Below are 18,430 nucleotides of genomic sequence, written 5' to 3'. Positions count from 1 at the left end.
AGTCAGAAACGAACGCCAGCCGCCGGCACCACATCAATCCGCGACACCGCGCTGCTCAGACGCCCAAGCCTCTCATTGTGGTTGGCAATGATCTGCTCCGCCGCCAGGCTGCCGTTGTCCACGGTGGTGTGGGCATCGGCCACCAGGACCACTTCATAGCCCAAGGTGTGGGCCTGACGCACCGTGGCGTTGACGCAGTAGTCGGTCTGCATGCCGCAGATCACCAGGCGATCGATGCTTCGGGCCTGTAGCAACGACAGCAGCTCCGTCTGGTAGAACGCGTCCGGTGTGGTCTTGCGCACCCGCAGGTCGTCGGCGGCGGTCAACAGGCCGTCGGCCAGTTGCCAGGCCGCAGAGCCGTACAACAGCGGACCTTGCAGTTCTTCGTGCTGGACCAGGATCACCGGCAACTCCAGAGCCCTGGCCCTGGCGCTGAGGGCGTTGATGGTCCCGATGACGCGCTGGCTCTCGAAACATTCTTCTTCACCGGTGCACAGGGCGCTCTGGACATCGATGATCAACAAAGCGGTGCTCATGGTTTTCCTCTTCAAAACAGTGACGAACAACCAGGGGGCTGCCGGAGTCTGCGGCACCCCCATCTATTTAATAGCCTAACGATAATCCGGTGTTGCGACGTGGATCGTTGGCCCCATAGAACCGATTCTTGCCCACCGGCTTCCCACCCAGCGACGGTGCGCCCACCAGAATCGCGGCAATGTGGTTGGGGTCCTGGGGACCTGCGAACTTGTGCCCCCAGCTTTCCAGGATCTTTTGCGTGTCGGGGCTGGCGGCGAAGGTTTCCAGGTTGGTCTGCTCGGGCATCCACTGCTGATGGAAGCGCGGCGCGTCGACGGCTTCCTGCAGGTTCATGCCGTAGTCGATCACATTGAGGATCGTCAGCAACGTCGCGGTGATGATCCGGCTGCCGCCCGGCGTCCCCACCACCATGACGGTCTTGCCGTCCTTGGTGACAATGGTCGGGCTCATGGACGACAACGGTGCCTTGCCCGGCGCGATGGCGTTGGCCTCCCCCTGCACCAGGCCGTACATGTTGGGGACGCCGATCTTGGCGGTGAAATCGTCCATTTCGTCGTTGAGGATCACCCCGGTCTTGCTCGCCATGACGCCCGCGCCGAACCAGTCGTTGAGGGTGTAGGTGACGGAAACGGCGTTGCCCCACTTGTCGACGATGGAGTAGTGGGTGGTGTTGCTGCCTTCGTGGGGTGCCACGCCGGGTTTAATGGCGTGCGAGTCACCGGCCTTTTGCGGTTCGATGGCAGCCCGCAGTTTGGCGGCATAGTTTTTATCCAGCAGATGGTCGATGGGGTTCTGCACGAAGTCCGGGTCACCCAGATAGCTGTTGCGGTCCACATAGGCATGGCGCATGGCTTCGATCTGGTAGTGCATGCCCTGGGCCGAATGGAAGCCCAACTCTTTCATCGGATAGCCGTCGAGGATGTTCATGATCTGGCACAGCACCACGCCGCCGGAACTGGGCGGCGGCGCCGAGACAATGTGGTAGCCGCGATAATCGCACTCCACCGGCGCCAGCTCGCGGGTCTTGTACTTGTCCAGGTCGGCCTGGGTGATGATGCCTTTGTTGGCCTGGCTGGAGGTGACAAGGGCATCGGCGACCCAACCCTTGTAGAAACCATCGGCGCCCTTGGCGGAGATTTCCCGCAGGGTCCTGGCGAGGTCTTTCTGCACCAGCTTCTGGCCGACCTGCATCGGCTCACCGTTGTGCAGGAAGATCGAACCCGAATCACGCATGTCCTTCTTGAACACGTCGGTGGCCGTCTCCAGCAGGTCGACATCCCCCTGCTCCAGGGTAAAACCGTCCTCGGCGAGGCGGATGGCCGGGGCGATCAGCTCGGCCCGGGGTTTGCTGCCGTACTTCTTCAGCGCCAGCTCCATACCCGATACCGTGCCGGGCACCCCCACCGCCAGGTGCCCACGAGTGCTGAGATCGGGGACAACGTTGCCGTCCTTGTCCAGGTACATGTCGGCCGTGGCAGCCAACGGTGCTTTCTCGCGGAAGTCCAGAAAGGTCTTGCGCCCATCGGCCAGTTGCAGGGTCATGAAACCACCGCCCCCCAGGTTCCCCGCTGCCGGGTACACCACCGCCAGGGCATACCCCACCGCCACCGCCGCATCCACGGCATTGCCGCCGTTCTTGAGCACATCGACCCCCACATGGGTCGCCAGATGTTGGGCCGTGACCACCATGCCGTTCTCGGCGGCAACCGGGGCCTGGGAGGCGGCCTGTACGTAGAAGCAACTGAGGGTCAGGGACGTCGCAACCAGGGTCCGGGTCAAGGATTCGAACTTCATGAGCCACTCTCTTCTTGTTTTTGAAATCCAAGGAAGTATGGCCCGGTTTGCGAAATGCGCCCGTTCACTGCCGGACGGTCTTTTGCGGTAGGCTCATGCCGTTCATCCTCCCCCGCAATAAGGACATCGCCGATGACGCTGCGAATCGAACGTACTGACGCTCCCACCGACGAGGAGCGCCAGGCTATCCTGGCCCCGTTACGCGCCTACAACACCGCCAAGACCGGCGGAACGGTACCGGAACTGGTCGCCTGGCTGGTACGGGACGAACACAGCGATGAAATCGTGGGCGGACTCTACGGTCGAGTGTTCTTCCGCTGGTTCTATATCGAATTGCTGGTGGTGCCGGAACAGGCCCGCGGCCAGGGCACGGGGTCGGCATTGATGCGCAAGGCCGAAGAACTGGCCAGAGAGAAGAACTGCGTCGGCATCTGGCTGGACACGTTCGACTTCCAGGCGCCGGAGTTCTACCGCAAGCACGGCTTCACGGAGATCGGCCAGATCGACGATTACCCGCCGGGGCACCAGCACTTCTTCCTCCAGAAGCGCCTGACCCAGCCGGCTTGAAACCCAAACGCTGTGGGAGCGAGCCTGCTCGCGATGCTCTACCGGTTTACAGGCAAGTCGCCAACGCCGCCAACCGGCGCTTGGCCATGAAGTCGTCGTGCCTGGCGTAGTAGTTCAACGTGGTACCGGTGGCGTCGGTTTCCAGGTCGACAAAAGATTCAGCGGAGCGGGTGTACACCGTCGAGCCGCCTTTCTTGCCCGGTTGCAGGTAAGCCCCGGCGTCGACGCCGAATACCGCCTCATCCTGCCAGGAAAACTGCACGCACTGGGCCACGACCTGTTCCGGCTTGTCCGAGGCCAGCGTCTTGTAAGGCGCCTGGGTCCGAGCCTCGTTCATCGCCGAACCCGCACAACCAGCCAGCAAGGTGGCGGCCAGGGCCACCGTCAGCATTCGCATTGCGTTCACTCATCGAGAAAAAAACGGACTGTAGCACCGCGCCCCAGGTCTTCGTGCGGCTTTACTGAAATTTATACGCGACACCGGACGACGATTCGCGCAACCTGTCACGCCTTTTCGTCACAATCAGGGAGTCACCATGGCGGCAACCGAACAGCAACATGAGCGGGCGCTGGAAAAGTTTCTCGACGAGCGTCCCGAACTGCGCGCCGAACTGGATCACCTCAACCCACTGCTGGCCCAGGCCAAGGGCGAGACAGCGGAGCAATACCGCGCCGAGCGGTTGCATGAAGCCTTCGAAGCCGAGGCCGAGCGCCGGGGGCTGTTCGCCTGGGAACTGACCCTGCAGTTGACTACTACCTCGCCAGAGGATTACCAGGCCCAGCGCATGGACGTGCACAGGGAAGTGGCAGAGATGGCGGGGATGGATTGGGCGGAGTACTGCGAGTTGCACGGGCTCAAAACCTAACACTGAGCCTCTCGCCACAAAGATGTCCGTACAATCCTGCAGCGCCAATCGCCCCCCTGCCCATAAAGCTTTATCATGGCCGCAGTTTTGCTGATCGGATCCGCCATGAAGTTCGCCATTGCGCTGTTTTCCGCCGCCCATGCGCCGTCCTCGCGCCGAGCCTTGCTGTTTGCCCAGGCCGCGCTGGCCGGCGGGCATGAGATCGTGCGGCTGTTTTTTTATCAGGACGGTGTCTACAACGCCGACAGCGGCGTGGTCACCCCCCAGGACGAACAGGACCTGCCCAAACAGTGGCGCAGCTTTGTCAGCGATCACCAGCTCGACGGCGTGGTCTGCATCGCGGCGGCGTTGCGCCGTGGGGTGTTGAATGCCGAAGAAGCCCAGCGCTATCAACGCTCGGCCGTGAGCGTCGAGGCTCCTTGGGCCCTGTCCGGGCTCGGCCAGTTGCACGATGCGATCCAGGGTGCCGACCGCTTGATCTGTTTTGGAGGTCCATGATGGCCAAGTCCCTGTTGCTCATCAGCCGCCAGTCCCCATGGTCGGGCCCCGGCGCCCGGGAAGCCTTGGACATCGCCCTGGCTGGCGGCGCGTTCGACCTGCCCATCGGCCTGCTGTTTCTCGACGACGGCGTGCACCAGCTGCTCACAGGCCAGAATGCCAAGGCCGTCCAGCAAAAAGACCTGAGCGCAAACCTGCAGGCATTGCCCATGTTCGGCATCGAAGACCTCTTCGTCTGCGCAGACAGCGCCGCCGAACGCGGCATCGACACCGATGCCCTGGGCCTGGACGACCTGAAGGTGCTGACCGCACCGGACATCACCGCTCTCATTGACCGTTACGACCAGGTGATCACCCTCTGATGCCGACTTTGCACGTGTTGTCCCATTCACCCTTTGGCGATAACCGTCTCGCCAGTTGCCTGCGAGTCCTGGGAGACAAGGACGCGCTGCTGTTGTGTGGCGATGCGACTTACGCCTTGCAACCCGATACCACGCCGTTTGCCCGGTTGCAGTCCGCCGGCCTGAAGTTGTTCGCACTGGCCGAAGACGTCCAGGCCCGAGGCTTGCAGACACCTGACTGGGCCGAGACCATCGATTACCCGGCCTTCGTCGAACTGTCGATCCAGCATGACAAGGTCAACACCTGGCTATGAACGCGCTGAACGTGGGCGAACGCGCCATCGCGCTGGACAAGGACGGCTACCTCGCCGACCGGGATGACTGGTCAGTCGAGGTGGCCACGGCCCTGGCCGCCGCCGAAGATATCGAGTTGAGCCCCGAGCACTGGGAAATCCTCGAACTGCTGCGGGCCTTCTACGACGAGTTCCAGCTCTCCCCCGCCACCCGGCCGCTGATCAAGTACACCGCGTTGAAACTCGGCGCGGACAAGGGCAACAGCCTGCACCTGAACCGACTGTTCAAAGGCACTCCCGCCAAACTCGCCGCCAGGCTGGCGGGCCTGCCCAAACCGACGAATTGCTTATGACCGACTTTCCATCGCTGACCCTCGAAACTCCGGCCGAACATCCATTCGCCCAGTTCGTGCGCATCCTGGGCAAAGGCAAGCGCGGCGCCCGTGACCTGACCCGGGAAGAAGCCCGCGAGGCCATGGGCATGGTGCTCGACGAGCAGGTCGAAGACACCCAGCTTGGCGCCTTCCTGATGCTGTTGCGGCACAAGGAAGAAAGCGCCGAGGAAATGGCCGGCTTCACCGAAGCCCTGCGCGCACGCCTGGATGCCCCGGCGCTGGCGGTGGACCTCGACTGGCCGACCTACGCCGGCAAGAAGCGTCATCTGCCCTGGTACCTGCTGGCGGCCAAATGCCTCGGCCAGAACGGCGTACGGATCTTCATGCACGGTGGTGGCGCCCATACGGCGGGTCGGCTCTACACCGAACAGTTGCTGGGCTTTCTGCGGATCCCGCTGTGCCGTGACTGGCAACAGGTCGGCACGGCGCTGGACAACGGCGGCCTGGCCTTCATGCCGCTGGTGGACTGGGCCCCCCAGATGCAGCGCATGATCGACCTGCGCAACACCCTGGGCTTGCGTTCGCCGATCCATTCCCTGGCGCGGATCCTCAATCCATTGAAAGCCCGGTGCGGTCTGCAGAGTATCTTCCATCCCGGCTACCAGGCGGTGCATCGCGATGCCAGCGGCTTATTGGGGGATACCGCCCTCGTAATCAAGGGCGACGGCGGCGAGATCGAAATCAACCCGGATGCCGACAGTCACCTGTATGGCACCACCGGCGGCGCGAGCTGGGATGAAGAGTGGCCACGGCTGGCCCAACAACGTCACGTCAAGCCGGAAAGCCTGGACCCCGAACACCTGAAAGCCCTCTGGCGCGGTGATGTGGAAGACAGCTATCCGCAACTGGCGCTGGTCGCCACCATGGCGCTGGCCTTGCGCGGCCTCGGCCTGGCGCGGGAAGCAGCGTTCGAGCGGGCCCGGCAGTACTGGGAAGCCCGGGATCGATCGATTTAATCGATCATCAATGCCCAACCTTTGCGCTTTTAGTTCGAACCTATCGGAATAGACTCACCTCCAACGTTTATTGGCCGAGGAGATCGAGATGGGTTTGTTAGTCGAAGGCCGCTGGCAAGATCAGTGGTATGAGAGCAAGGACGGCACCTTCCAGCGCGAACAGGCGCAGCGCCGTCACTGGATCACCGCCGACGGCAGCGCCGGCCCCTCGGGCGAGAGCGGGTTTGCCGCCGAAGCCGGGCGCTATCATTTGTATGTGTCCCTGGCCTGCCCCTGGGCCCATCGCACCCTGATCTACCGCAAGCTCAAGGGCCTGGAAGACCTGATCGATGTCTCGGTGGTCAGCTACCTGATGCTGGAAAACGGCTGGACCTTCGACAAGGCCCACGGCTCCACCGGCGACAAACTGGACAACCTGTGCTTCCTGCACCAGCGCTACACCGCCGACACGCCGGACTACACCGGCCGCGTCACCGTACCGGCGCTGTGGGACAAGCACCAACAGCGCATCGTGAATAATGAATCGGCGGAAATCATCCGCATGTTCAACAGCGCCTTCGATGGCCTGACCGGCAACCACCTGGACCTGTATCCCGAACACCTGCGCAGCAAGATCGATGCGCTGAACGAGCGGATCTATCCGGCGGTGAACAACGGCGTCTACCGTGCCGGGTTCGCCACCACCCAACAGGCTTACGAAGAAGCGTTCGACCAATTGTTTGCCGAACTCGACCGGTTGGATGCACTGCTGGGCTTACAGCGTTACCTGGCCGGCGAATACCTGACCGAAGCGGATATCCGCCTGTTCACCACCATGATCCGTTTCGACGCGGTGTATTTCGGCCACTTCAAATGCAACCTGCGGCGCATCGCCGACTACCCGAACCTGTCGAACTGGTTGCGAGAGCTGTACCAATGGCCGGGCATTGCCGAGACGGTGGATTTCACCCACATCCAGCGGCATTACTACGGCAGCCACAAGACCATCAATCCCAACGGGATCGTGCCCAAAGGGCCGGAGCAGGATTTCAACGGGGCCCATGATCGGGCGCGGTTGGCGGGGAAAGGGATTTGGCTGGGGACTGGGACTGATCTGGAAAATCTGTTGTAGCTGGGGCCCCTTCGCGAGCAAGCCCGCTCCCACAGGGGATTGAAGCCGGTCTTGATATTTCGGCTTAGCACAATCCAATGTGGGAGCGGGCTTGCTCGCGAAGGGCGCGCCACGGACTCTAGACCTGCCCCTGAGCCCCTTCGAACCACGCCAGTTTCTCGCGCAGTTGCACCACTTCCCCCACGATAACCAGGGTCGGCGCGTGCACCTCGTGCTCGGCGACCAGCTTTGGCAAGTCCGCCAAGGTACCGGTGAACACCCGCTGGTTGGACGTTGTGCCTTGCTGGATCAGCGCCGCCGGTGTATCGGCCGCACGACCGTGCTTGATCAGCTCGCTGCAGATGCTCGGCAGCCCCACCAGGCCCATGTAGAACACCAGGGTCTGGGCCGGGGCCACCAGGTCCGCCCATGGCAGATCAGTGGTGCCGTCCTTGAGATGGCCGGTGATGAAACGCACCGACTGGGCGTAATCGCGATGGGTCAGCGGAATGCCGGCGTACGCCGCGCAACCACTGGCCGCGGTGATGCCCGGTACGACCTGGAACGGGATGCCCTGGGCCGCCAGCTCTTCGATCTCTTCACCGCCACGCCCGAAGATGAACGGATCGCCACCTTTGAGGCGCACCACCCGCTTGCCTTGCCGGGCCAGCTCGACCAACTGCTGGTTGATCTGGTCCTGGGGCACGGCATGCTCGGCGCGGCGCTTGCCGACGTAGACCCGCTCGGCATCACGCCGGCAAAGCTCAAGGATCGCGGGCGCGACGAGACGGTCGTACAGCACCACATCGGCCTGCTGCATCAAGCGCAGGGCGCGGAAGGTCAGCAGATCGGGATCACCCGGCCCGGCACCCACCAGATAGACTTCTCCCGGTGCGTGCGGCGCCTGGCCGGCGATTTTCTCGCGCAGCAGGCGCTCGGCTTCGGCGCCCTGCCCGGCCAGTTGACGGTCGGCGATGGGCCCCTGGAACACCTCTTCCCAGAACGCCCGACGTTGCTGCACATCCGGGAACAGCCGCTTGACCTGGTTGCGAAACAGCGCCGCCAAACCCGCCAGTTGCCCGTAGGTCGAGGGAATCCAGGTTTCCAGCTTGGCCCGGATCAGCCTTGCCAGCACCGGCGCATCGCCGCCGCTGGACACCGCGATCACCAGTGGCGAGCGGTCGACGATGGCCGGGAAGATCACGCTGCACAGGGCCGGCGCATCCACCACGTTGACCGGCACACAACGCCTGTGGGCATCGGCCGACACCCGGGCATTGAGGGTTTCGTCGTCAGTGGCGGCGATGATCAGCCCGCAACCGTCCAGGTCCGTTTCGAGGTAACCACGCAGGACGCATTCGCCTGCGCTGCCACTGACCAGATCCCGCAGTTGCGGCTCGATTTCGGGTGCGACCACCCGCAACTGCGCGCCAGCATCGACCAGCAGGCGGGACTTGCGCAAGGCAATCTCGCCGCCGCCGACCACCAGGACGCGGCTGCCGCGCAAGTTATGGAACAGTGGCAGATAGTCCATTTAGCCGATGACCTCGATGCCGCCCATGTACGGCTTCAACACTTCGGGCACACGGATCGAACCGTCGGCCTGCTGGTAGTTTTCCAGCACTGCCACCAGGGTACGGCCTACTGCCAGGCCGGAGCCATTGAGGGTGTGGACCAGTTCCGGCTTGCCGGTTTCAGGGTTGCGGTAACGCGCCTGCATGCGGCGGGCCTGGAAATCGCCGCAGTTGGAGCATGACGAGATTTCGCGGTATTTGTCCTGGCTCGGAATCCACACTTCCAGGTCGTAGGTCTTGACCGCGCTGAAGCCCATGTCGCCGGTGCACAGGGCCAGGGTCCGATACGGCAGTTCCAGCAGTTGCAGGACCTTCTCGGCGTTGGCGGTCAGGCTTTCCAGGGCTTCCATGGATTTTGTCGGTTCGACGATCTGCACCATCTCGACCTTGTCGAACTGGTGCTGGCGGATCATGCCGCGGGTATCGCGGCCCGATGCCCCGGCTTCACTGCGGAAGCACGGCGTATGGGCAACGAATTTGATCGGCAGTTGCTTGGCGTCGACGATCTCGCCGGCGACGATGTTGGTCAGCGACACTTCGGCTGTCGGAATCAGGTACAGGTCGGCTTCGCCATCGCGGCCGATCTTGAACAGATCTTCCTCGAACTTCGGCAACTGGCCGGTGCCTTGCAGGGCCGGGGCCTGGACCAGATACGGGGTGTAGGCTTCCTCGTAACCGTGCTCGGTGACGTGCAGGTTGATCATGAACTGGGCCAGGGCCCGATGCAGGCGGGCGATCGGCCCGCGCAGCAAGGCAAAACGTGCGCCGGACAGCTTGGCGGCAGTTTCGAAGTCCAGCCAGCCGAACTTCTCGCCCAGGGCCACGTGATCCTGCACCGGGAAGTCGAACGCAGTTGGCGTGCCCCAGCGACGGACTTCGACGTTGCCCTCCTCGTCTTCACCGACCGGCACCGACTCGTGGGGCAGGTTCGGGATGCCCAGCAGGATCGAATCCAGTTCGGACTGAATCTTGTCCAGGGCCGCCTTGCCGTTGTTGAGCTCGGTGCCCATGCTCTCGACGTTCGCCATCAACGGCGCAATGTCTTCACCGCGCTGCTTGGCCTGGCCGATGCTCTTGGAGATCGCATTACGCTCGGCCTGCAGCCTTTCAGTCTGGGTCTGGACGGTCTTGCGCTGCTCTTCCAGCGCTTCGATGCGCGCGACGTCCAGGGCGAAACCACGGGACGCCAGGCGGTCCGCTACGTCCTGAAGATTGCTGCGTAACAGTTTGGAATCGAGCATGTCGGTCTCTCGTTTAGATAAGTTTGGTCAGGGACAGGCCGGCCCAGGTGGCGAGCAGCCCGCCGAATACGCTGGCAGCCGCATAGCCCAGGGCCAGCGGCACCTGCCCGCTTTCCAGCAGGCGCACCGTATCCAGTGAAAAGGACGAAAAGGTCGTCAGGCCGCCAAGGAAGCCGACGATCAGCCCCGCGCGCACTTCGACAGGCACTTCGGGACGAATCAGGAACAGACCGTATAGAACGCCGATCAGCAGACAGCCCACGATATTAACGGTCAGCGTCGCGGTATAGAAGTGCCGTGGCCAATTTGCGTTGACCCAATTGCCGGCAGCGAAACGCGCCAGGGTGCCGGCAACACCGCCAGCGGAAACCGCAAGTATCAGGGGAATCAAGGCTTCCTCCGCTGCCGTGGACTCAGTCGGTCCAGTTGCGCCAGGTGGCTGAGCTTCTCGCCGATCTTCAGTTCCAGGCCACGGGGCACCGGTTGATAGAACGACTGGGGTTCGAGTGCTTCGGGAAAATAATCTTCGCCAGCGGCATAGGCGTCCGGCTCGTCATGGGCGTAACGGTATTCTTCGCCATAGCCCAGCTGCTTCATGAGCTTGGTCGGCGCGTTACGCAAGTGCAATGGTACTTCGAGGGAGCCATGTTCGGTGGCGCTGCGCATCGCCGCCTTGAAGCCCATGTACACCGCGTTGCTTTTCGGCGCACAGGCCAGGTACGTGATGGCCTGGGCCACGGCGAGCTCGCCTTCGGGGCTGCCCAGGCGCTCCTGCACATCCCAGGCCGCCAGGCACAGGCTCAGGGCCCGGGGATCGGCATTGCCGATATCCTCGCTGGCCATGCGCACCACCCGCCGAGCAAGGTACAACGGATCGCAGCCACTATCGATCATCCGGGCAAACCAATACAGGGCAGCATCGGGGTTGGAGCCCCGTATGGACTTGTGCAACGCCGAGATCTGGTCGTAGAACGCCTCGCCGCCCTTGTCGAAACGCCGCCGGGTATCCCCAAGCAGGCTTTGCAGCAGCTCGACCCCGATCTCACTGTCATCCTCGGCCAGGTCCGAAGCGTTCTCCAGCAAGTTGAGCAAACGTCGGCCATCGCCATCGGCGGCTGAACACAGGATCTGGAAACCTTCATCGCTGAGGCTCAGCTTGCGCTTGCCCAGGCCCCGTTCCTCGGTCAGCGCCCGGTCCACCAGTTTGCGCATCGCGGCCTCGTCGAGGCTCTTGAGCACATAGACCCGCGCCCGGGACAGCAAGGCATTGTTGAGTTCGAACGAAGGATTTTCGGTGGTCGCGCCGATGAAGATCAGCGTGCCGTCTTCGACATACGGCAGGAACGCGTCCTGCTGGGACTTATTGAAGCGGTGCACTTCGTCGACAAACAGAATGGTGCGCTTGCCGTACTGCCCGGCCTGCTGCTTGGCGACTTCCACCGCCTGGCGGATCTCCTTGACCCCGGCCAGGACCGCCGAGACCGTTTCGAAATGGGCATCGGACACTTCCGCCAGCAACCGGGCCAGGGTGGTCTTGCCCACGCCCGGCGGCCCCCAGAAGATCATCGAATGCAGCGCCCCCTGCTCCAGGGCTTCGCGCAGGGGCTTACCCCTGGCCAGCACGTGCTCCTGGCCGACGTACTCATCCAGGTTGGTCGCACGCAGGCGGGCGGCCAATGGCTGGGCAATCGGGGCGCTTCGAAACAGGTCCATCACTGCTTATGCAACCTCACTTGATCCTGATGCCGGAGATTCTTGTGGAAGCGGGCTTGCTCGCGAACGCGGCAAATCAGTCAACATTCATGTTGAATGTTACTTCGCATTCGCGAGCAAGCCCGCTCCCACAAGTAGGGTGTGCTTATTCCTGGATTACATCGGCACCCTTGGGGATGTCGAACTTGAACTTGGACGCCGCGATCGGCTCGTTGGCCTTGACCCCGGTGAACAGGATGTTGGTGCGCTGACCGACGCTGTCGATCAGCTGCATGTCATTGATCAGGCCATTGCGGAACGACAGGCGCAGGCTGTCGAACAGGCTGTCCTTGGTCTTGGGCTTGAGGGTGAAGTCGATCACGCCGCCCGCTTCCTTGGCCGTGATGTCGAAGCTCTGGCTGATCTTGGAAATATCGCCCGACAGCAACAAGGCCGGCGTCTGGGTCAGGCGCTGGTCGAGATTCTTGATGGTGACCTGCTCCAGGTCCGGGTCCCACAGGGAGACCTTCTTGCCGTCGGACACCATCAGCTGTTCAGCCGGCGCATCGGTGTGCCAGTAGAACAGGCCCGGGCGCTGCAGGGCCATGTCGCCGGCGGTTTCCTGCAATTGGGTGCCGCTGCCATCCAGGGTCAGCTGGGAAAAGTGTGCGGTCAGGGTCTTGGATGTTTCCAGTAGCTGGGTCAGGCGGGCGACGTCCTTTTCGCCGGCGTGGGCCGACAAGGTGGTCAGGGCCAGTACGGGCAACAGCAACATGCGAATCAGGCGCATGGGAGTCCTCATGAAGTCGTGGGGGTTCGAGCGGCGCTTCGACAGGCCGCCCGGTCATTAGTCGCGCATCGGGCCCGGCGCCAGCACTTCGCGCGAGCCATTGGTGTTCATGGCCGTCACCACCCCGGCCATTTCCATGGCTTCAATCATGCGGGCGGCACGGTTGTAGCCGATCTTGAGCTTGCGCTGGACGGCGGAAATCGACGCCCGGCGGCTTTCCAGGACGAACTGCACCGCCTCGTCATAGAGCGCATCGGTTTCCGCGTCCTCGTCGCCCCCTCCGCCACCGCCCTCGAAACCGCTGCCGGCTTCTTCGACGCCGTTGAGGATGTCGTCGTTGTATTCGGGAGCGCCGCGCAGCTTCCAGGCTTCCACCACGCGGTGCACTTCGTCGTCGGAGACGAACGCGCCGTGTACCCGGATCGGCAGGCTGGTGCCCGGCGGCATGTAGAGCATGTCACCGTGACCGAGCAATTGCTCGGCACCACCCTGGTCGATGATGGTCCGCGAGTCGATCTTGCTGGACACCTGGAACGCCATGCGGGTCGGGATGTTGGCCTTGATCAGGCCGGTGATCACGTCCACTGACGGCCGCTGCGTGGCGAGGATCAGGTGGATACCGGCCGCACGGGCCTTCTGGGCGATACGGGCGATCAGTTCCTCGACCTTCTTGCCGACGATCATCATCATGTCGGCGAATTCGTCCACCACCACGACGATGGTCGGCAGCTTGTGCAGCAGCGGCGCCTCGTCGTGGATGTTTTCGCGGTGATACAGCGGGTCGGTCAATGGCGTGCCCGCCTCCTCGGCTTCCTTGACCTTGGCGTTGAAGCCCGACAGGTTGCGCACGCCCAGCTTCGCCATCAGCTTGTAGCGACGCTCCATCTCGGCGACGCTCCAGCGCAAGGCGTTGGCGGCGTCCTTCATGTCGGTGACCACCGGACACAGGAGGTGCGGAATGCCTTCGTAGATCGACAATTCCAGCATCTTCGGGTCGATCATGATCAGCTTGGCGTCTTCCGGGCCGGACTTGAACAGGATCGACAGGATCATCGCGTTCACCCCCACCGACTTACCGGAACCGGTGGTACCGGCCACCAGCAGGTGAGGCATCTTCGCCAGGTCGGTGATGACCGGCTTGCCGCCGATGTCGTGGCCCAGGGCCAGAGTGACCGGCGACTTGTGGTTATCGTACTCAGGGGTCGACAGCACTTCGGAGAAGCGCACGATCTGACGGTCCTCGTTGGGAATCTCGATACCCACGGTGGTCTTGCCGGGAATCACTTCCACCACCCGTACGCTGGTCACGGCCAGCGAGCGCGCCAGGTCCTTGGCGAGGTTGGCGATGCGACTGACCTTCACGCCGGCGGCCGGCTGGATTTCGTAACGGGTGATGACCGGGCCCGGGTGAATCGAATCCACCGACACCTCGACACCGAATTCCTTGAGCTTGATCTCCAGCAGATGCCCCACGGCCGCCAGGGATTCGGGAGAATAATTGAGCTGTTTCTTTTCCGCCGGGTCGAGGATCGAGATCGGCGGCAAGGTGCCTTCCACCGCGCTGTCGACGAACAGCGGCACCTGTTTTTCCTTCTGCACGCGCTTGCTCTGCTCAGGCGGCTTGGCCGGCGCCATGGTAATGACCGGCGGCACCTGCTTCTCGCGCTCGGACATGTGCTTGCTCAAGGCCTGCTCACGCTCGATCAGGCGCTCCTTGACTTTGGCCTGCTCGCGCTTGTCGGGCACCGTCGGGGCCACCACGTCATGGACCCGGTCGTCCACTTCACGCAGTTGCGCCACCAGCTGCTTGCGCTCGGTGCGCGCCGCCCACCAGCGATTCACGGCGCCCTGGATCAGTTCGATCAGGTCGAGGGTGATCTTGCCGGTGACGTCCATGACCTTGAACCACGACAGATCGGTGAACACCGTCAGGCCGAACAGGAACAGGGCGATGAACAACAGCGTGCTGCCCTGGATGTTCAGGGCGTTCCTGGCCAGGTCGCCGAGGCTTTCCCCCAGGGCACCACCCGCCCCGGCCGGCAGACCGGTGGGGGCATGGAAATGGATATGGGCCAGCGCGGCCCCCGACAGCACGAGGAACACCAGGCCGATCAGCCGCCAGGAAAACAGCCAGCCGCTCCACTGCCACGGCTCGTGGCGCTGGCGAAAGATCTGGTAGGCCTTGATTGCCAGCAACAGCGGGAAGATATAGGCGAAGTAACCCAGCACCATGAACAGGATGTCGGCGCTGTAGGAACCGGCCGGGCCGCCGAAGTTCTGCACGTCGTCGATCTTGCTGTTATGGCTCCAGCCCGGATCGTCCTTGCCGTAGGTCAGCAAGGCCATCATCAGGAACAGGCACAAGGCACCGATGGCGATCAATGCACCTTCCTTGAGCCGGTAGTGCAATTGCTGACGCCAGAGCGGAACGACTGTTTTAGGTGCTGCGGTGGATTTCTTCAAAACGCTTCTTTTCCTGCGCCAATGGCGCGTCCATCTGTTGAATGACTATAAAAAACTGCTCATTACAAGCAGGTAAAAAAGTGAATGTGCACAACCGGTACTACTTTTACCACTGAGAGGTGCGTCCAGAAAACCGCAGGTGTTGCCGAAGATGTTGATCCTTAGCCCATCCTGCGTTCAAAACTCAAGCATTGTACGGGTTTGTCGGCTCCAAGGCATTGCCCGCACGCCGGGTGACAAGGTCGCCGGAAACAGGGCCGCACAAGCGCCAATTGGACCATGCATTGTCTTTTGTGACAAAGGCTTATGAGGTGTTTTTATGAACGAAGTGAAGCATTCACGCCTGATCATTCTCGGCTCCGGCCCCGCAGGGTACAGCGCAGCGGTCTACGCCGCCCGAGCCAACCTCAAACCCGTTGTCATTACCGGCATACAGGCCGGTGGCCAGCTCACCACCACGGTCGAAGTCGACAACTGGCCCGGCGACGTCGAAGGGCTGACCGGCCCGGTCCTGATGGAGCGCATGCAGCGGCATGCCGAGCGCTTCGACACGCAGATCGTCTACGACCACATCCACACCGCCAAGTTGCAGCAGCGACCGTTCGAGCTCATCGGCGACAGCGGCACCTACACCTGCGATGCCTTGATCATCGCCACTGGCGCCTCAGCCCAGTACCTGGGGCTGCCATCGGAGGAGACCTTCGCCGGCAAAGGCGTTTCCGCCTGCGCAACCTGTGATGGGTTCTTTTACCGCAACCAGGTGGTGGCCGTGGTCGGCGGTGGCAATACCGCGGTAGAAGAGGCCCTGTACCTTTCGAACATTGCCAGAGAGGTGCATTTGATCCACCGCCGGGACAAGCTGCGCTCGGAAAAAATACTGCAGGACAAACTCTTCGAAAAGGCCGCCAACGGCAACATAAGGCTGCACTGGAACCAGAACCTCGACGAGGTGCTGGGGGATGCCAGCGGCGTGACCGGCGCGCGCCTGCGCAACAGCCAGAGCGGTGAAACCAGCACCTTGCAACTGGCCGGGGTATTCATCGCCATCGGCCATAAGCCCAATACCGATTTGTTCCAGGGCCAGTTGAGCATGCGCGACGGCTACCTGCTCGTGCGCGGCGGCAGCGAAGGCAACGCCACCGCCACCGATATCGAAGGCGTGTTCGCGGCCGGCGACGTGGCCGACCACGTGTATCGCCAGGCCATCACCTCGGCCGGTGCCGGCTGCATGGCCGCGCTGGATGCGGAGAAGTATCTCGATGACATCCCGGCCGTTTGACGGTTATCTTTGGACAAGCGTTCAGTTGTGGCGAGGGGACTTATCCCCTTGCCACAATTTGTCCGCGCACAATCTCTGGTGCCCCTCCCCTTCTGCAAGTTCGGACAACAATGCTGACGTGGTTACAACGCAATACCTTTGATTTTCCTCCCTTGGAAAAAGCCATGCGCGATCCCAACGGGTTGCTGGCCGCGGGCGGCGATCTGTCTGCCGACCGGCTGATCCAGGCCTATCGCCATGGATGCTTCCCTTGGTTTTCCGAAGGACAACCGATCCTGTGGTGGTCGCCCGACCCTCGCACAGTGCTGTTTCCCGACGAACTGCACGTCTCGCGCAGCCTGGGCAAGCTCCTGCGCAAGCAGCGCTATGAAGTGACGTTCGACAAGGACTTCGCCGCGGTCATCCAGGCCTGCGCCGCGCCGCGGGCGTATGCTGAAGGCACCTGGATCACCGAAGCCATGCAAACCGCCTACCTGGAGCTGCATCGGCGCGGCTATGCCCATTCGGTGGAGGTCTGGGACCAAGGCTTGCTGGTGGGCGGCCTGTACGGCCTGGCCATGGGCCGATTGTTTTTCGGCGAATCCATGTTCAGCCGGGCCGACAACGCGTCGAAATTCGGCTTCGCCACTCTGGTCCAACACCTCAAGGCGGGCGGTTTTGTGCTGATAGACTGTCAGATGCCCACCGAGCACCTGCACAGCCTGGGCGCGCGGTCGATCGCTCGCACGGCTTTTGCCGGCTACCTCAAGACACACCTGGACCAGCCCAACCACGCAACCTGGGTTTGCTGAGCGACATTTGCCCCAGTGGCTTACACTTAATCCAAAGCTTATCCCGAGGGTTGATCATGACCGAGTTGGCGCGCTTGAAGTTTTATGCCACTCAACCTCACTCTTGCAGTTATCTGCCCGAAGAGCAGGCCACGACGCTGTTCCTCGACCCTAGCCAGCCCATGGATGTGCATGTCTACGCAGACCTGTCGGAAATGGGCTTTCGGCGCAGTGGCGATCATCTCTACCGGCCCCATTGCCAGCATTGCAATGCGTGTGTGCCGGCGCGCATTCCCGTGGCGCAATTTGCCCCCGACCGCCAGCAGAAACGCATTTTCAAACGCAACGCCGATCTTCAGGTCCGGCCGGCCAAGCCACAGTTCAGCGAAGAGTACTTCGACCTGTACCAGCGCTACATCGAGCAGCGCCATGCCGACGGCGACATGTACCCGCCGAGCCGCGATCAGTTCTCGACATTCCTGGTGCGCGACCTGCCCTTTTCCCGCTTCTATGAATTCCGTCTCGAAGGGCGACTGGTGGCGATTGCCGTCACGGACTTGCTGCCCAACGGACTTTCAGCGGTGTACACCTTCTATGAGCCGAACGAAGAACGGCGCAGCCTGGGACGCTATGCCATCCTCTGGCAAATCAACGAAGCACGACGCCTGGGCCTGGAAGCGGTGTATCTGGGCTACTGGATCAAGAACTGCAAGAAAATGAACTACAAGACCCAGTATCGGCCGATCGAACTGCTGGTTAACCAGCGCTGGGTTGTCCTCAGCTAGTGTCCTGCCTCGGAATCAAGCCGTTCATTTTTGGCGGTGCCTGAGACAGGACACCAGAACCCCTTGGCTTGCCCCCCCTTTTTCGGGCACAATGCACGCCGCTTTTGCCTGGCGCAGTTGCACCGGGCCATTCACTGGACACCGAGGGCTTTACTGCATGTCGAAAGAAGACAGCTTCGAAATGGAAGGCACTGTCGTCGACACCCTGCCCAACACCATGTTTCGCGTGGAGTTGGAAAATGGGCACGTCGTTACCGCGCACATCTCCGGCAAGATGCGCAAGAACTACATTCGTATTCTTACCGGCGACAAAGTGCGCGTCGAGCTGACGCCCTATGACTTGAGCAAAGGGCGCATCACTTACCGCGCTCGCTAACAGGTCAATACAAAACGCCCGGCTTATACCGTAATGCTGTTCACTTAAGCGGAGCGGCCTTACGATCTACCGGATACCGAGTTTTGGAAATCTTCACTGTCCTCGGCCGCCCTGGCCTTGGAC

21 protein-coding genes are annotated in these 18,430 nt (G+C 62.2%); 12 read left to right on the top strand and 9 right to left on the bottom strand.

The genetic code is table 11. The features are described 5' to 3' along the window. Window positions 1-2: 2 nt before the first annotated feature. Both FBY02_RS26180 and ggt read right to left on the bottom strand, forming a co-directional pair. The gene (locus FBY02_RS26180; RefSeq protein WP_144931172.1) at window positions 3-536 is read right to left on the bottom strand and encodes a cysteine hydrolase family protein; all 534 of its coding nucleotides are present in this window, start codon (window positions 534-536) and stop codon (window positions 3-5) included. A 67-nt stretch (window positions 537-603) separates the two neighbouring features. Then, on the bottom strand, window positions 604-2,331 hold the full coding sequence (gene ggt / locus FBY02_RS26175; RefSeq protein ID WP_144931170.1) for a gamma-glutamyltransferase: 1,728 nt from the start codon (window positions 2,329-2,331) through the stop codon (window positions 604-606). 132 nt (window positions 2,332-2,463) lie between these two features. On the opposite strand from ggt, the gene FBY02_RS26170 reads away from it, so the two are divergent. Next, window positions 2,464-2,898 carry an N-acetyltransferase gene (locus tag FBY02_RS26170; protein WP_144931168.1) on the top strand — a complete coding sequence of 145 codons (435 nt, stop codon included), beginning with the start codon at window positions 2,464-2,466 and terminating at the stop codon, window positions 2,896-2,898. A 46-nt stretch (window positions 2,899-2,944) separates the two neighbouring features. On the opposite strand, the gene FBY02_RS26165 is transcribed toward FBY02_RS26170, so the two are convergent. Continuing rightward, window positions 2,945-3,295, bottom strand: coding sequence for a hypothetical protein (locus tag FBY02_RS26165; RefSeq protein WP_144931166.1), 351 nt, complete (start codon window positions 3,293-3,295; stop codon window positions 2,945-2,947). A 139-nt stretch (window positions 3,296-3,434) separates the two neighbouring features. Here FBY02_RS26165 and FBY02_RS26160 point away from each other — a divergent pair, with 139 nt between their 5' ends. From FBY02_RS26160 to FBY02_RS26130, 7 genes are all read left to right on the top strand, one after another. Then, window positions 3,435-3,764 (top strand): DUF6388 family protein, encoded by a 330-nt coding sequence (locus tag FBY02_RS26160; protein ID WP_144931164.1) that lies wholly within the window; start codon window positions 3,435-3,437, stop codon window positions 3,762-3,764. A 105-nt stretch (window positions 3,765-3,869) separates the two neighbouring features. Beyond that, the gene (gene tusD / locus FBY02_RS26155; RefSeq protein WP_144931199.1) at window positions 3,870-4,262 is read left to right on the top strand and encodes a sulfurtransferase complex subunit TusD; all 393 of its coding nucleotides are present in this window, start codon (window positions 3,870-3,872) and stop codon (window positions 4,260-4,262) included. Further along, window positions 4,262-4,624 (top strand): sulfurtransferase complex subunit TusC, encoded by a 363-nt coding sequence (tusC, locus tag FBY02_RS26150; protein WP_144931197.1) that lies wholly within the window; start codon window positions 4,262-4,264, stop codon window positions 4,622-4,624. The genes tusD and tusC overlap by 1 nt, the downstream gene beginning before the upstream one ends. Then, window positions 4,624-4,917, top strand: coding sequence for a sulfurtransferase complex subunit TusB (gene tusB / locus FBY02_RS26145; protein ID WP_144931162.1), 294 nt, complete (start codon window positions 4,624-4,626; stop codon window positions 4,915-4,917). The genes tusC and tusB overlap by 1 nt, the downstream gene beginning before the upstream one ends. Continuing rightward, window positions 4,914-5,249, top strand: coding sequence for a TusE/DsrC/DsvC family sulfur relay protein (locus FBY02_RS26140; protein ID WP_144931161.1), 336 nt, complete (start codon window positions 4,914-4,916; stop codon window positions 5,247-5,249). The genes tusB and FBY02_RS26140 overlap by 4 nt, the downstream gene beginning before the upstream one ends. Further along, window positions 5,246-6,247 carry a glycosyl transferase family protein gene (locus FBY02_RS26135; RefSeq protein WP_144931160.1) on the top strand — a complete coding sequence of 334 codons (1,002 nt, stop codon included), beginning with the start codon at window positions 5,246-5,248 and terminating at the stop codon, window positions 6,245-6,247. The genes FBY02_RS26140 and FBY02_RS26135 overlap by 4 nt, the downstream gene beginning before the upstream one ends. Window positions 6,248-6,335: 88 nt before the next feature. Next, on the top strand, window positions 6,336-7,358 hold the full coding sequence (locus FBY02_RS26130; RefSeq protein ID WP_144931159.1) for a glutathione S-transferase family protein: 1,023 nt from the start codon (window positions 6,336-6,338) through the stop codon (window positions 7,356-7,358). Window positions 7,359-7,476: 118 nt separating this feature from the next. Here FBY02_RS26130 and cysG read toward each other — a convergent pair whose 3' ends face one another. The 6 genes from cysG to FBY02_RS26100 all read right to left on the bottom strand — a co-directional run bounded on the left by cysG (window position 7,477) and on the right by FBY02_RS26100 (window position 15,097). Next, window positions 7,477-8,871 carry a siroheme synthase CysG gene (cysG, locus tag FBY02_RS26125; protein ID WP_144931158.1) on the bottom strand — a complete coding sequence of 465 codons (1,395 nt, stop codon included), beginning with the start codon at window positions 8,869-8,871 and terminating at the stop codon, window positions 7,477-7,479. Further along, on the bottom strand, window positions 8,872-10,152 hold the full coding sequence (gene serS, locus FBY02_RS26120; RefSeq protein ID WP_144931157.1) for a serine--tRNA ligase: 1,281 nt from the start codon (window positions 10,150-10,152) through the stop codon (window positions 8,872-8,874). A gap of 13 nt (window positions 10,153-10,165) precedes the next feature. Continuing rightward, on the bottom strand, window positions 10,166-10,543 hold the full coding sequence (crcB, locus tag FBY02_RS26115) for a fluoride efflux transporter CrcB (protein WP_047700723.1): 378 nt from the start codon (window positions 10,541-10,543) through the stop codon (window positions 10,166-10,168). Beyond that, complete coding sequence (locus FBY02_RS26110) at window positions 10,540-11,865, bottom strand: replication-associated recombination protein A (protein WP_144931156.1); 1,326 nt, start codon at window positions 11,863-11,865, stop codon at window positions 10,540-10,542. The genes crcB and FBY02_RS26110 overlap by 4 nt, the downstream gene beginning before the upstream one ends. Window positions 11,866-12,010: 145 nt before the next feature. Further along, complete coding sequence (lolA, locus tag FBY02_RS26105) at window positions 12,011-12,634, bottom strand: outer membrane lipoprotein chaperone LolA (protein WP_144931155.1); 624 nt, start codon at window positions 12,632-12,634, stop codon at window positions 12,011-12,013. 57 nt (window positions 12,635-12,691) lie between these two features. Further along, window positions 12,692-15,097 carry a DNA translocase FtsK gene (locus tag FBY02_RS26100; protein WP_144931154.1) on the bottom strand — a complete coding sequence of 802 codons (2,406 nt, stop codon included), beginning with the start codon at window positions 15,095-15,097 and terminating at the stop codon, window positions 12,692-12,694. Between the two features lie 319 nt (window positions 15,098-15,416). On the opposite strand from FBY02_RS26100, the gene trxB reads away from it, so the two are divergent. From trxB to infA, 4 genes are all read left to right on the top strand, one after another. Then, entirely contained in the window at window positions 15,417-16,376 is a 960-nt protein-coding gene (gene trxB, locus FBY02_RS26095) for a thioredoxin-disulfide reductase (RefSeq protein WP_144931153.1), read from the top strand. Between the two features lie 110 nt (window positions 16,377-16,486). Then, the gene (aat, locus tag FBY02_RS26090; RefSeq protein WP_144931152.1) at window positions 16,487-17,167 is read left to right on the top strand and encodes a leucyl/phenylalanyl-tRNA--protein transferase; all 681 of its coding nucleotides are present in this window, start codon (window positions 16,487-16,489) and stop codon (window positions 17,165-17,167) included. A gap of 56 nt (window positions 17,168-17,223) precedes the next feature. After that, window positions 17,224-17,931: an arginyltransferase gene (locus tag FBY02_RS26085; protein ID WP_144931151.1), complete on the top strand. Its 708-nt coding sequence runs from the start codon at window positions 17,224-17,226 to the stop codon at window positions 17,929-17,931. A gap of 157 nt (window positions 17,932-18,088) precedes the next feature. Beyond that, a complete protein-coding gene (gene infA / locus FBY02_RS26080; protein WP_002553999.1) occupies window positions 18,089-18,307 on the top strand; it encodes a translation initiation factor IF-1 in 219 nt (72 codons plus the stop codon). Window positions 18,308-18,430: the final 123 nt, after the last annotated feature.

Origin of the sequence: Pseudomonas sp. SJZ078, assembly GCF_007828255.1 — a bacterium.
Classification (GTDB): domain Bacteria; phylum Pseudomonadota; class Gammaproteobacteria; order Pseudomonadales; family Pseudomonadaceae; genus Aquipseudomonas.
This window is presented reverse-complemented; position numbering and strand designations above follow the sequence as displayed.

Excerpts from the sequence above, each read along its gene's own strand:
- FBY02_RS26130 (WP_144931159.1), top strand. The coding sequence starts at position 6,336 with ATGGGTTTGTTAGTCGAAGGCCGCTGGCAAGATCAGTGGTATGAGAGC.
- aat (WP_144931152.1), top strand. The coding sequence starts at position 16,487 with ATGCTGACGTGGTTACAACGCAATACCTTTGATTTTCCTCCCTTGGAA.
- FBY02_RS26085 (WP_144931151.1), top strand. The coding sequence starts at position 17,224 with ATGACCGAGTTGGCGCGCTTGAAGTTTTATGCCACTCAACCTCACTCT.
- tusC (WP_144931197.1), top strand. The coding sequence starts at position 4,262 with ATGGCCAAGTCCCTGTTGCTCATCAGCCGCCAGTCCCCATGGTCGGGC.
- FBY02_RS26140 (WP_144931161.1), top strand. The coding sequence starts at position 4,914 with ATGAACGCGCTGAACGTGGGCGAACGCGCCATCGCGCTGGACAAGGAC.
- cysG (WP_144931158.1), bottom strand. The coding sequence starts at position 8,871 with ATGGACTATCTGCCACTGTTCCATAACTTGCGCGGCAGCCGCGTCCTG.
- ggt (WP_144931170.1), bottom strand. The coding sequence starts at position 2,331 with ATGAAGTTCGAATCCTTGACCCGGACCCTGGTTGCGACGTCCCTGACC.
- infA (WP_002553999.1), top strand. The coding sequence starts at position 18,089 with ATGTCGAAAGAAGACAGCTTCGAAATGGAAGGCACTGTCGTCGACACC.
- FBY02_RS26180 (WP_144931172.1), bottom strand. The coding sequence starts at position 536 with ATGAGCACCGCTTTGTTGATCATCGATGTCCAGAGCGCCCTGTGCACC.
- FBY02_RS26135 (WP_144931160.1), top strand. The coding sequence starts at position 5,246 with ATGACCGACTTTCCATCGCTGACCCTCGAAACTCCGGCCGAACATCCA.
- FBY02_RS26165 (WP_144931166.1), bottom strand. The coding sequence starts at position 3,295 with ATGCGAATGCTGACGGTGGCCCTGGCCGCCACCTTGCTGGCTGGTTGT.
- serS (WP_144931157.1), bottom strand. The coding sequence starts at position 10,152 with ATGCTCGATTCCAAACTGTTACGCAGCAATCTTCAGGACGTAGCGGAC.
- FBY02_RS26170 (WP_144931168.1), top strand. The coding sequence starts at position 2,464 with ATGACGCTGCGAATCGAACGTACTGACGCTCCCACCGACGAGGAGCGC.
- FBY02_RS26160 (WP_144931164.1), top strand. The coding sequence starts at position 3,435 with ATGGCGGCAACCGAACAGCAACATGAGCGGGCGCTGGAAAAGTTTCTC.
- lolA (WP_144931155.1), bottom strand. The coding sequence starts at position 12,634 with ATGCGCCTGATTCGCATGTTGCTGTTGCCCGTACTGGCCCTGACCACC.
- trxB (WP_144931153.1), top strand. The coding sequence starts at position 15,417 with ATGAACGAAGTGAAGCATTCACGCCTGATCATTCTCGGCTCCGGCCCC.
- FBY02_RS26110 (WP_144931156.1), bottom strand. The coding sequence starts at position 11,865 with ATGGACCTGTTTCGAAGCGCCCCGATTGCCCAGCCATTGGCCGCCCGC.
- tusD (WP_144931199.1), top strand. The coding sequence starts at position 3,870 with ATGAAGTTCGCCATTGCGCTGTTTTCCGCCGCCCATGCGCCGTCCTCG.
- tusB (WP_144931162.1), top strand. The coding sequence starts at position 4,624 with ATGCCGACTTTGCACGTGTTGTCCCATTCACCCTTTGGCGATAACCGT.